Genomic DNA, 12,584 nt, shown 5'->3' on the forward strand with positions numbered 1-12,584 from the left:
CACCAACCCCCAACCCCTTTTGCCATGGCGGATTCCGCAACCCCAAAAATTGCCTTCGAGGCTCTCACCTACGACGACGTACTGCTGCTGCCAGCGTACTCCGAGGTTTTGCCCCGCGACTGCGACACCGGCACCCGCCTCACCTCCAACATCCGGCTGCACACCCCGCTGATTTCGGCGGCCATGGACACCGTTACGGAGTCGGACATGGCCATTGCCCTGGCGCAGGAAGGCGGCCTGGGCATCATTCATAAGAATATGTCCATCAAGGCACAGGCCGACCAGGTGCGCCGCGTGAAGCGCAGCGAGTCGGCCCTGATTCAGGACCCCTTCACCCTGCCGCCCACCGCCACCCTCGCCGACGCCCGCCAGCTGATGCGCAAGCACAACATCGGCGGCGTGCCGGTGGTAAATGCCGACCATACCCTCGAAGGCATCCTCACCAGCCGCGACCTGCGCTTCGAGAAAGACATGAGCCAGCCCGTTACGACCGTGATGGTGCCGCTGGCCCGCCTCGTAACGGCCCCCGCCGGCATCACGCAGGCCGCGGCCGAACAGCTCCTCACCGATAGCAAAGTCGACAAGCTGTTGCTGGTGGACGCCGAGGGACGCCTTGCTGGCCTGATGACCTACAAAGACATTCGGAAGCGTCGCCGCACTCCGCACGCCAGCAAAGACCAGCTGGGCCGCCTACGTGTGGGTGCCGCCGTGGGCGTAACCCCCGACCTGCTCCAACGCGTGGCCGCGCTGGTCGAAGCCGGCGTGGACATCGTGAGCCTCGACACTGCCCACGGCCACTCCAAAGGCGTGATGGGTGCCGTGCGCACCATTAAAAAGGCCTACCCGAACCTCGACGTAATGGCCGGCAACGTGGCCACGGCCGCCGGGGCCAAGGCCCTCGCTGAGGCCGGAGCCGACTGCGTGAAAGTGGGCGTGGGCCCCGGCTCCATTTGCACCACGCGCATCATTGCCGGCATTGGGGTGCCGCAGCTGTCGGCTGTGCTCGAAGCCGCCAAGGGCCTCGAAGGCACCGGCGTGACGCTGGTAGCCGACGGCGGCATCAAGTTCTCGGGCGACCTCGTGAAAGCCCTCGCCGGCGGGGCGGCCGCCGTGATGGTGGGCTCGCTGCTGGCTGGCACCGAAGAAGCCCCCGGCGACCTCATCATTTACGAAGGCCGCAAGTACAAGAGCTACCGCGGCATGGGCTCGGTGGAGGCCATGGAAGACGGCAGCAAGGACCGGTATTTCCAGGACGCCGAGGACGACGTGAAGAAGCTGGTGCCCGAGGGCATTGTGGGCCGCGTGCCTTTCAAAGGCAATGTGTCGGAAGTAATTTACCAGCTGGCCGGTGGCCTGCGGGCTGGCATGGGCTACGTAGGTGCCGCCAATATTGAAGCCCTACAGGCCGCGCAGTTCGTCCGCATCACCGGGGCGGGCCTGCGCGAATCGCACCCGCACGATGTGCAGATTACCCGCGAAGCGCCAAATTACTCGAGCCGCTAACTTTTAATTTGCTGAGCGGTTTGCAGCGGGCAGCGTTTGGCGAGGGCCAGCGCTGCCCGTTTTTTTACATACTCGCCGCGTGAACCCTTTTCGGGCCGCTACTTGTATCTTGCACGCCGGTTGAGCGTCGCGAAGCTACGCGACGGGCTGGCGCGCATTTGTTATTCCTGGTTACTATCTGTGGCTCAACGCTTACTTCCTACTCTTCTTCTTTTTAGCCTGCTAAGCTGGGTGCTGCTGCTCTTAGGTGCGCTCAGCCATTCGGGCGCGGAGCAGTGGCTGGGCCAGTGGCCGCAGTGGAGTACCCAGCTGACGCAGGCGCTGTTTGTGCTGGGTATCTTTCTCTATTACCGCTACCAGCCGCCCCCTCTGGAAGGGCAGCAATTTGTGAAGCTGCTGCGGCGGCTGCTCACCGGGCCAGGGCTATTGGCAGTGGGCTGCGTAGGGCTGCACATGCTGGAGCGGGTATTGAAAAACGATGCCGGCCTTAGTAGCAACAGCCTGTTCTTCACGACTATTTACACCCTCAATCTGGGGTTGTTCGTGGTTTTCCTGGCCCGCACCAACTACGCGTGGCGCGCCCTGGTGCTGTTCCGCTCGTCGAGCCGCCTGCAAAAGGAATGGACGCTGTTTGAAGTACTGCTCGGGGCTACGCTGCTGCTTCGCCTTGTGGGGGTCGACCCGCCCAGCTACCTCGGCACGCCTATTGTGGTGCTGCTGGGGCTGTATGGAATATACCTGAGCGGGCATCAGCGATGGGTGGCTTACCTCAGCCAGCGCGACAAGTGGCGGGTCGTGCTGCTGCAGGCCGGGCTGCTGCTATGCGTGCTCATTTTTGTGCAGTACTTCCGCGTCACGCAGGTCGACCCGCAGCTGATTGCACCGCGGCCGCAGTATGCGTTTCTGCTGCTCACAGCTTTGTTCTCGGCATTTTATGCGTTGATGGGGCTGATGGTCACCTTCTTTAACCTGCCGGTTTCCGACATCGTGGAGCAGCGCCGCAACGAGATATTGCGGCTCCAGCGCCTCACCCAGATTATTCAGCGTGGGCAAACTTCGGGCGAGGTCTACCGCATTCTGCTCGAGTCGGCGGCCCAGACGGTAAATGCCGACGCGGCCTGGCTCGACCTCGAACCCGGCCACACCAGCGCGGAAGCGACCCAATCCACTCTTTGTCTCAACTTCTCGCCCGAGCAGGCGAGCAAGTTGCGCAGCCGGCTTGCCGCCTACGACCTGCCCGAAGGCGAATTCATTACCAACGACCTGAACCGGCGGGCCGGTTTTGAGGGCGTGGCGCAGCAGTACCGCTCATTGCTGCAACTGCCCCTGCATGGCCTCCACTACAACTATGGCATGCTCTACCTGCTAAAGGAAGAGCCCCATACCTTCCACCACGAAGACTTCAGCATCCTGCAAACCTTCACGGGGCAGGCCGTGCTCAGCATCGAGAACCTGGAGCTGGTGCAAACCTCGCTGGCCAACCAGCGCACCCAGGAGGAGCTCAAGATTGCCTCGCAGGTGCAGGACAGCCTCATCCCGAAAAACCTGCCCACAGACAACTGGTTCGACATCAGTTCGCACTCGCTGGCGGCGAAGGAAGTGGGCGGCGACTTCTACGACTTTCTGCACTTGCCGGGGCGCCGCCTGGCCGTCATCATCGGCGACGTAAGCGGCAAGGGCGTCACGGCCGCCTTCCACATGGCCCAGATGAAAGGCATCTTTCACTCGCTGATGCAGGAAAACCCGCTGGCGAAGAACGAGCGCGACAAGTTCCCGGTGCCCAGCAAGTTCATGGCCCAGGCCAACACGGCCCTTATTCACTGCCTCGAGAAGTCGTCGTTTATCACCTCCTCGCTCTACATTATCGACTATGAGCAGGGCGGCTTTGTGTTTGCCCGCGCCGGTCATTGCCACACGCTGTATTACCACGCCATGCGCGAAGAAGTGTTTTACTTCGAGTCGCAGGGCCTCGGGTTAGGCATCATCCGCAACGACTCGTACGAAAAGCACATTAAAAACCAGTTCTACGACTACAGCCCCGGCGACGTAATGGTCATTTACACCGACGGCATCGTAGAAGCCCGGGGTGGCGACGGCACCGACGAATACGGTGAAGACCGCCTGAAGCTGCGCCTGGAAGAAAGTTATTTCCAGGAAGCCGACGACATTAAATCGTACATCCTTGACGACCTCAACGCGTTTACGTCCGGCCACCCCATTCACGACGACCAGACCCTACTCGTCATTAAATTCAAGTCGGCCCAACCCCTGCCGTAGGCCCAACGTATCGCCCTCATTATGAAAGTTACCGCACAACCCTCCGCCGACATCCTTACGCTACAGCTCGATGGCGAGCTCGATGCTAGCTCCGCCATTGTGCTTGATACCGAGCTGGCGAAGCCCGACATCCTGAACTACCGCAAAGTCCTCATCGACTGTGCCAAGCTTAGCTATATTTCCTCGGCTGGCCTGGGCGTCTTCATTTCCCACCTGCAACGCTTTCAGGATGCCAACGTGAAGCTGGTATTCTTCAACATGCAGGAGAAGGTCTTCAATGTGTTCGAAATCCTGGGTCTCGATGCGCTCATGACGATTGTGCCCAGCGCCACAGAAGCCGAAGCCGCCTAAATAATTGGTGATGAGGCAATGAAGTAAAAGGGTGATGAAGTATCGCGGGCTTGTCTTGCTTTACACTTTTTCATCCTGCTTCATCGCCTCATTACTTCACCACCTCATCGCCCCCAAAGTGAAGTCTGCTCTCCGCATTGCTTGCTCGCGTGCCCACCTCCAGGAGGTGCGCGACTTCGTGCGGAATTATCTCAGCGCCCGGCAGCTGTCGGAGAAAACGGTGAACCAAGTGGTGCTGGCCATCGATGAGGTAGTGGCCAACTTCATTATCCACGCCAACGGCGAAGACGAGTCGCAGTTCCTGGACCTGAAACTCGACTTCGACGAACACGACTTGAATATTGAAATCGCCGACAACGGCGACACCATTTTTGAGCCCGGCCCGCATAAGGCCCCCGACCTGCGCGCCTATATACAGGAAGGCCGCAAGGGCGGCATGGGCATGACGCTGGTGACCCGGCTCATGGACCGCGTTGAATTCTTTACCCGTGGCAACCACACCATTTGCCACCTCAGCAAGCACCTGGCCTGACTTCGCCAGCCGCCGTCTCAACCAATACCGTCCGGCCGCTTCAGGGGGCCGGACGTTCTTTTTTCGGGCCTTTCGCCCCGGGCAGGAAAGTTGGTTAATTTCGCACCGGTAATTTTATGCCTGCGCGTCTGGTTTCACTGTGCCTGCGCGCGACGACTCTTTCTATTGTTTATGGACAAACGCATTTTGTATGCCAGCGCAGCCACTGCTGCGCTGTTGGCGGGTTGCCAGGCTGCTAAACCGGCCGCTACTACCGCTACAACTGCCCCAGCCGGGCCGGCGGTGGAAATGTTGGGCACTTACCCGGTACCGGCCAACGAGTTTGCCTACGTGTACCGTAAAAACAACAGCACGGCCGCCGACTACGGTACCCGCCAGAGTGTAACCGACTACCTCGACCTCTACACCAACTTCCGATTGAAGGTGCTGGAAGCCGAGCAGCGCGGGCTCGATACCACCCAGGCCTTCAAGCGCGAGCTCGACGGCTACCGGCAGCAGCTGGCCCAGCCCTACCTCACCGAGAAGAGCGTGACCGACCAGCTGGTGCGTGAAGCGTACGACCGCATGGGCCAGGAAGTAAGCGCCTCACACATCCTCATCCGGGTAGCACCCGACGCGGCCCCGGCCGATACCCTGGCCGCTTACAGCAAGGTTACCGCGCTGCGCCAGCAGGCCGTGGCCGGCACCGATTTCGCCCAGCTGGCCCGCGCCAGCAGCGAAGACCCTTCGGCCCGCGAAAACGGCGGCAAGCTGGGCTACTTCACTGCCATGCAGATGGTGTACCCGTTCGAGTCGGCCGCCTACAACACGCCGGTGGGCCAGATTTCGGCGCCTATCCGCACGCGCTTCGGCTACCACGTTATCAAGGTGAACGACAAGCGAACGGCGCAGGGCGAAATCAAGGTGGCCCACCTGATGATTCGCATGAACCCCAGCGCCGCCAAAGCTGACTCGCTTACGGCACGCAAGAAGATTGACGAGCTGTACAGCCGCCTGAAAAAGGGCGAAAGCTGGGACAAGCTCGTGACTCAGTTCTCGGAGGATGCCGGCTCGGCGGCTAACGGCGGCGAGTTGCCGCCCTTCGGCACCGGCCGCATGATACCCTCCTTCGAAGAGTCTGCCTTCAAGCTGCAAAAGCCCGGCGACCTTTCGGCTCCGGTGCAAACGCCTTACGGCTGGCACGTTATCAAGCTGATTGAGAAGCAGCCCCTGGCCAAATTCGCCGACCTGGAAGCTGGCCTGAAAAGCAAGGTATCGAAAGACTCGCGCTCGGAGCTCAACAAAGCGGCTTTCCTTAAGCGCGTGCGCCAGGAAGACCAGTTTGTGGAAATTCCGGCGGCCAAGATTTATGCGTTCAGCAAAGCGGATACGGCCTTGGTGGCGGGCCGTTTCAAGTACCAGTTTATGGCGGGCGAAGGCATGAAGCCGGCGCAGGCCAAGAGCGGCGGCGGCAAGATGCCCCTGTTTCTCATCAAGAACAAGCCGTACTACGTGAGCGACTTCCTCACTTATGTGCAGCAAAACCAGCGGCCGCGCGCGGGTGCCCAGCCCAGCTTCGCCATGCAGCAGCTCTACGACCAGTACGTGGAACAGAGCCTGACCGAGTTCGAGAAAGGCAGCCTCGACACTAAGTACGAGGACTACCGCATGCTGGTGAAGGAGTACCGCGATGGCATTCTGCTTTTCCAGTTGATGGATGAGAAGGTGTGGAGCAAAGCCATTGAAGACACCGTGGGCCTGAAGAAGTTCTTCGCCGACAACCAAGCCAAGTACCAGTGGGACCAGCGCGTGCAGGGCCGCGTAATCAGCGCCGCCACTCCGGCATTGCTAGCCCGCGTGCAGAAAGAGCTAAAAACCGGCAGCTTCCCGATGGCCAACCCCGGCGCGAAGTCGCTGGTATTTAACGCTGGCAAAACGGAATTGAGCAAGGCCGGTGAGACTGCGCTCGATGACTTGGCCAAGCGCATAGCCGGCGACACCCTCGCGCAGGTAACCGTAACAGGCCGCGTGCGCAAGGGTGAAAAAGCTAGCTTGGCCCGCACCCGCGCCGACGCAGCTGCCCGCCTGTTGCGCCAGCATGGTGTGGCGGCTCGCCGCATTCGCACGGCCACGCAGGCCGGCGCTACTGCCGATGGCGGGGCTCAGTTGGCCCTTTCAACGTCGTCGCCCGCCGCCCTGGAGGCCAGCCTAAACCAGCAAAACCCATTGTCGGTGCAAATCAGCCAGCGCGTGTTTGCTAAGGGCGACAACAAGGTGATGGACGACTTGATGGCCAAAGGCCCCGGCACCTACAACGTGCAAAAAGACGGCCGCTACTACGCCGTCACTATTGACAAAACGTTGCCCGCCGGCCCCAAAACCTTGGCTGAAGCCCGCGGCCAGGCCACCAGCGACTACCAGACTTTCCTCGAAAAAGAATGGATTGCCCAGCTACGCACCGCTCGCCCCGTTAAGGTGAACGAGGCCGAGGTGAACAAGCTGATAACGAAATAACCTGTAGGACGCAGCCTTTGCTGCGTCGGGCGTTGACGGCACAGTATGCCGAAAGTGCCGCATCGTTCAATGCCCGACGCAGCAAAGGCTGCGGCCTACTGCAACCCTTATTCTCCCGTTCGGCTCCTTGCAATTGTCTGCCGACGGATTTATCGTGAAATTTGTGCGGCCGTTGCGGTGTTGTTTCCCCAGCGGCTTTCGTTCGGGCAGCTGCCCGGGCTCTTCAAACCTACTCTATGCTTGTTAAAGTGAATCGCGCCGCAACGTTGGCCCTGCTTACGTTGGCGCTGTTATTGGGCTTTGCGCCCGCCTCCCAGGCCCAGTTGGGCATCAGCCGCCCCAAGGGGCAGGAGCTGCTGGACGGCATTATAGTGAAAGTGGACAACCAGATTGTGCTGCGCTCCGACGTGGAGCTCATTTATGCCCAGGAGGCCGCGCGCGCGGCTGGCAAGCCCCTACCGCCCGACCTCAAATGTAAAATTCTGCAAAGCCTGGTGCTGAATAAACTGATGCTGGCCCGCGCCGAAGTCGATTCCGTAATCGTGGAAGACAAGCAGGTAAGCAGCGAAGTAGACCGCCGCATGGCCTACTTCGTGCAGCAGATTGGCTCCGAAAAGCGCCTGGAAGAGCAATACGGCAAGACGCTGAAGGCCCTGAAAGAAGACCTGCGCCCGCAGATTAAGGAGCAGCTCACGCAGCAGAAAATGCAGGAAACCATCACCGGCAAGGTCGCCGTGACCCCGCGCGAAGTGGCGCAGTATTTCACGCGCATTCCCAAGGACAGCCTGCCCTATTTCAGTACGGAGGTGGAAGTGGGCCAGATTGTGGTACCTGCCCAGGTGAACGACAAAGCCAAGCAGGCCGCCATGGCCAAGCTGAACGACATTCGGGCGCAGATACTTGCCGGAGCCGACTTCGCTACGCTAGCCAAGCAATACTCCGAAGACCCGGGTTCGGCCAAAGAAGGCGGTTACCTGGGCTCGTTCGGACGGGGCGAACTGGTGCCCGAGTACGAGGCGGCGTCGATGAAGCTGGAGCCAGGACAAATGTCGCCGGTGGTGCAGTCGCAGTTCGGCTTCCACCTCATTCAGTTCATCGAGCGCAAGGGCAACAAGTATTCCACGCGCCATATTCTGCTGAAGCCCGAGACGGGCGCGGCCGATATCAGTGCCTCAGCCAAGCTGCTTACCCGCCTGCGCCGCCAGATTTTGACCGACAGCATCACCTTCGCCAAGGCTGCCAAGGACAATTCGACCGACAAGCTGAGCTCGTCCAACGGCGGCCTGTTGGCAAACCGGGCCGATGGGGGCTCGCGCCTGCCCCTGGATAAGCTCGACCCGGCCATCTTCTTCACCATCGATACCATGAAGGTGGGCCACATCACCCCGCCCATGGCCTACCGCACCGACGAAGGCAAGGACGCCATGCGCATTCTGTGGCTGAAGTCGAACATCCCACCCCATCAGGCCAATCTGCAGGACGACTACCAGAAAATCGCCGCTGCTGCCCTCAACGAGAAGAAAAACAAAGCCTTGGACGAGTGGTTTGCCAAGAACCGCGGCACCGTATACCTCGAAGTTGCTCCCGAATACGCCCAGTGCAAAGTGCTGGATGTGACCGAGAGGTAAGCTAATCCGTTTCTATTGTCTGTCATCCTGAGCGTAGCGAAGGACCTTATCACGTTAGTACAGCTCGCGGCAAATTCTAACGGCGCAGGCGTGATAAGGTCCTTCGCTACGCTCAGGATGACTCGTTTCCCTCCTTCCTCTTAAACTTTCGAATGGCTCAATTTCAAAACGATAAAGAAGCGGCCGATGCCTTGGCTGCCTCGTTCCAGCAGTTGCGCCAGGAAATCGGCAAAGTCATTGTAGGACAGGACGAGGTGGTGCGGCTGGTGCTTACGGCGGTGTTTTCACAGGGCCACAGCTTACTGGTAGGCGTGCCCGGCCTAGCCAAAACCCTGCTTATTCAAACCATTGCCGACTCGCTGGATTTGTCGTTCAACCGCATCCAGTTCACCCCCGATTTGATGCCTTCGGACATTGTGGGGTCGGAGACGATGAACCAGCAGCGGGATTTTCACTTCGTGAAAGGCCCCATCTTCGCCAACATCATTCTGGCTGACGAAATCAACCGGACGCCGCCCAAAACCCAGGCCGCCCTGCTCGAAAGCATGCAGGAATACGCCGTGACGGTGGCCGGGCAGCGCTACCCACTGCAGCGCCCGTTCTTCGTGCTGGCCACGCAAAACCCCATCGAGCAGGAAGGCACCTACCCCCTGCCCGAAGCGCAGCTCGACCGTTTCATGTTCAACATCGAGTTGGGCTATCCCACCTACGCCGAGGAGTTGAACATTGTGAAGCAAACAACGTCCAACGTCAAGCGCACGGTGAATAAGGTGCTCCATGCGGCCGATATCCAGGCCTTTCAGGAGCTGGTGCGCCGGGTGCCAGTGGCCGATAATGTGGTGGAATACGCAGTGAGCTTGGTGCATAAAACCCGCCCCAACACCGAACGCGCCGCCCCGCGCACCAACCAGCTGCTGGAGTGGGGCGCCGGGCCGCGGGCCTCGCAGCACCTCATTGTGGGGGCTAAGTGCAACGCCCTGCTCAACGGCAAGTACTCGCCCGATATTGAGGACGTGCGCGCCGTGGCCGTGCCCATATTGCGCCACCGCCTCGTGCGCAACTTCAAAGCCGAAGCCGAAGGCATTGGCGTGGAGCAAATTGTGAAAGAGTTGTTATAATAATTTCGCAGCACGTCATGCAGAGCGTAGCGAAGCATCTTGCCCGCCATAGTAATTAGTTACTTCCCTGGTAGAGATGCTTCACTGCGTTCAGCATGACGTTCTTTGTAGCCCAATTGCCCCCCGAAAAACATGGAAGTTCAAGCCTACTATCAGCAATTTGAGCGCAATGCGCGCATCATTCTCGACGCCCTGGCCGCCGGCCTCGACCTGCGCACCACGGCTCTCGAAACCAGCTTGCCCATCGAAGTGTACGTGCTGTGCGAAGTACTGAACCAAGGTGCCGGCGAACACTTCACGCTCACGGCCAGCGGCGTGGCCCGACTGGCCGAGTTCCAGCAGCAGTTTATGAAGCACGAGGGCCAGACGCTGGCCGCCATGCAGCACGTGCTGGCCGACAAACGCGCGATGATGAGCACTCCCGAAGGCCGCGTGCTGACCAAGGAAATGCTCATCCGCCGCCTGGAATTCTTCAACGAAGCGGCCCGGCAGGTGAACGTGATGCGCACCCAGCAGGCCCTGGGCAGCCCCAGCCAATATGTGGGCCCAAACAAATAAACCCGTTTAGCTCTTCTAAAAAGGGCCGCTTCTGTGCACAGAAGCGGCCCTTTTCCGTAGTACGCTGCTATGCTGCCCCGCGCCCCGCTCTACACCGAACGCCTCTGCCTGCGCCCCTACGAACCGGCCGATGCCGACGCTTTCTTTGGGCTGCTGCACGCCGACCGCCCCCGGTTCCAGCCTTCCTTCCCCGACCGCCTGCAGGCGGTGCGCTCTGCGGCCGATGCGGACGTTACGCTGCGCACCTTCGCCGATGACTGGCGCAGCGGCCGCTTCTACGTGTTTGGCATCTGGCACCGCGCCACGGGCGAATATGTAGGCGACATCTGCCTGATGCCCCAACAGAAGGGCCAGGGCGAAATTGGCTACTACCTGGCCGCCGCTGCCGAGGGCCAGGGCTTTGCCCGCGAGGCGCTGGCGGCCATCATCGATTTTGGGTTTGATGTGGTGGGCAGCCAGCGGCTGCTGGTGCGCTGCTACCAAAACAACGTGCGTGGCCAAGCCGTGGCCCGCGCGGCCGGCTTCGTGCCCGAACCCCCGCCGCGCCGCTCGGTCTGGTTCCGCAACTCCGATGCGCTTAACCAAATCTGCCGCTTCTGGCTGGTGAAGCAGTAGCACCTGCTGCAGGCTGTGCCCGGCTCCCCCCGCTGTTTTCTGGTGGGTTGAAATCCGGCTTGCTCGAAAACAGCTGTTTCTGTTTAAGTCGAAGTTCAACTTGCCCGAAAAGAGGTGTTTTTGCCCAAAGTGAAATTCAACCGGCCCGAAAACAAGTGTTTTTGGTCAAGTTGAAATTCAACCCGCCCAAAAACAACTGTATTCGGGCCCGAGCAAAAGGTAGGTGCTACTGCCCCATCCGCACGCGCTTGCCGATGTTGCCCAGCAGCCAGTCCTGCCGGAAATTCAGGTACATCCCGAACGAGTAATCAAGCAGCCCGGCGTTTAAATCGAACAGCGGCTCGGCCCGCGCCGTGAGCGAGGCAGCATCGGAGATGCGGAAGTCACGCAGCAACCGCACCATCACAATTTGGCGCTGCGGGTCCCGGAAATCGGGGTTCGATACCGTGCGCGAGGCGCTTTGGTACAGGTCGCCCCCCAGCGGCGAGATGAAGCGCGAGCCCTGCCAGTAGCTCACCATCACATCGGCGAAGCGGGTTTCGAGCGTGCCGTTCAGGTACAAGCCCCGGCCGTATTTGTAGGGGAACTGCCCCGCCGTGAACGAGTAGTCCTGAAAGCCCAGCACGTAGCCATTGAAGCGCACGGCATGCACATTCGGCCCTTTCAACTTATAGCGCGCCTCCAGCCCGAAGGCTTCGTTGAAGGCCGTCTGCAGGGGTTTGTCGAGCGTATCAATCTGGCCGCCGTGGTGGATGGCGGTGAACTGGAACGGCAAGGCCACCGTCCAGCGGCTATCGTCGGGGCTGATGCGGTAGCTGGTGCTCAGGCCGCCGGCCACTTCCTCCTGGTAGTTGCTGTAGCGGTACTGCTGGCGCTGCCAATCTACCCACTGGTCCAGAAACAGCCGCTTGCCGCGATAGATGGTCTGGATGCCTTCTTCCAGCGGGTTTAGCATTACCCGCTCGAAATTGAACATGGGTTCGATGTAGTTGTGCGCCAGATTGGGCCGGATATTACCCAGAATGATTTGCTGCTTGCCCGTCGTCCAGGTAGCCCGAAACGTGGGCCGCACCTGCTGTAGCTGCGGGTTGCCGAAGTCCTTCCACAAAAACACGCCGCCCTCCAGCCGCAGGTTCTTCGTAGGGTAATACACCAGTTGCGGGTTCAACTGGGTGCCGTAGAGCGTGTAGCCGTCGACAATCTTATTGAAATACTCGTTGTCTTTGAAGAAAACGAAGCCATTGAGTGAAACGCGGAGTTCGCCGCGACGTGCTGGCATGTACCGTATTGTTCCTAGGGAATCTTCAAGCTCGGGGACAATTTCTTGAACATCCCTTTCAGCACCCGGCGTAGGACTCGTAAACCCACGATTATCGACCTGTGCCCGCGCCTCTCCCACTCTAATTAGCAGAGCCACAAGGCCAACTAATATTTTTAGATAAATCCGCATATATTTCGCCTTTCAACGGCACCAAACCACTGACCTCTGTGTTAGAAAAAGCCGCCGCA

Annotated in this window: 10 protein-coding genes; 9 read left to right on the plus strand and 1 reads right to left on the minus strand. The window is 59.9% G+C overall.

Annotated features, from left to right (window positions below):
* The first annotated feature begins 24 nt into the window (after window positions 1-24).
* The 9 genes from guaB to ABD837_RS16415 all read left to right on the plus strand — a co-directional run bounded on the left by guaB (window position 25) and on the right by ABD837_RS16415 (window position 11,075).
* Entirely contained in the window at window positions 25-1,503 is a 1,479-nt protein-coding gene (gene guaB / locus ABD837_RS16375; protein ID WP_345056601.1) for an IMP dehydrogenase, read from the plus strand.
* A 180-nt stretch (window positions 1,504-1,683) separates the two neighbouring features.
* The gene (locus tag ABD837_RS16380) at window positions 1,684-3,780 is read left to right on the plus strand and encodes a PP2C family protein-serine/threonine phosphatase (protein WP_345056603.1); all 2,097 of its coding nucleotides are present in this window, start codon (window positions 1,684-1,686) and stop codon (window positions 3,778-3,780) included.
* Window positions 3,781-3,801: 21 nt separating this feature from the next.
* Window positions 3,802-4,131, plus strand: a complete 330-nt coding sequence (locus ABD837_RS16385; protein WP_345056605.1) for an STAS domain-containing protein — start codon at window positions 3,802-3,804, stop codon at window positions 4,129-4,131.
* Window positions 4,132-4,249: 118 nt separating this feature from the next.
* Entirely contained in the window at window positions 4,250-4,663 is a 414-nt protein-coding gene (locus ABD837_RS16390) for an ATP-binding protein (protein ID WP_345056607.1), read from the plus strand.
* A 171-nt stretch (window positions 4,664-4,834) separates the two neighbouring features.
* The gene (locus tag ABD837_RS16395) at window positions 4,835-7,156 is read left to right on the plus strand and encodes a peptidylprolyl isomerase (protein WP_345056609.1); all 2,322 of its coding nucleotides are present in this window, start codon (window positions 4,835-4,837) and stop codon (window positions 7,154-7,156) included.
* A gap of 236 nt (window positions 7,157-7,392) precedes the next feature.
* On the plus strand, window positions 7,393-8,784 hold the full coding sequence (locus ABD837_RS16400) for a peptidylprolyl isomerase (protein ID WP_345056611.1): 1,392 nt from the start codon (window positions 7,393-7,395) through the stop codon (window positions 8,782-8,784).
* 152 nt (window positions 8,785-8,936) lie between these two features.
* Entirely contained in the window at window positions 8,937-9,902 is a 966-nt protein-coding gene (locus ABD837_RS16405) for an AAA family ATPase (protein WP_345056613.1), read from the plus strand.
* A 132-nt stretch (window positions 9,903-10,034) separates the two neighbouring features.
* Window positions 10,035-10,460: a hypothetical protein gene (locus tag ABD837_RS16410; protein WP_345056615.1), complete on the plus strand. Its 426-nt coding sequence runs from the start codon at window positions 10,035-10,037 to the stop codon at window positions 10,458-10,460.
* 69 nt (window positions 10,461-10,529) lie between these two features.
* Complete coding sequence (locus ABD837_RS16415) at window positions 10,530-11,075, plus strand: GNAT family N-acetyltransferase (RefSeq protein WP_345056617.1); 546 nt, start codon at window positions 10,530-10,532, stop codon at window positions 11,073-11,075.
* A gap of 226 nt (window positions 11,076-11,301) precedes the next feature.
* On the opposite strand, the gene ABD837_RS16420 is transcribed toward ABD837_RS16415, so the two are convergent.
* Window positions 11,302-12,354 carry a hypothetical protein gene (locus ABD837_RS16420; RefSeq protein ID WP_345056619.1) on the minus strand — a complete coding sequence of 351 codons (1,053 nt, stop codon included), beginning with the start codon at window positions 12,352-12,354 and terminating at the stop codon, window positions 11,302-11,304.
* Window positions 12,355-12,584: the final 230 nt, after the last annotated feature.

This window comes from Hymenobacter glaciei, from assembly GCF_039539585.1.
In the GTDB taxonomy this organism is placed as follows: Bacteria; Bacteroidota; Bacteroidia; order Cytophagales; family Hymenobacteraceae; genus Hymenobacter; species Hymenobacter glaciei.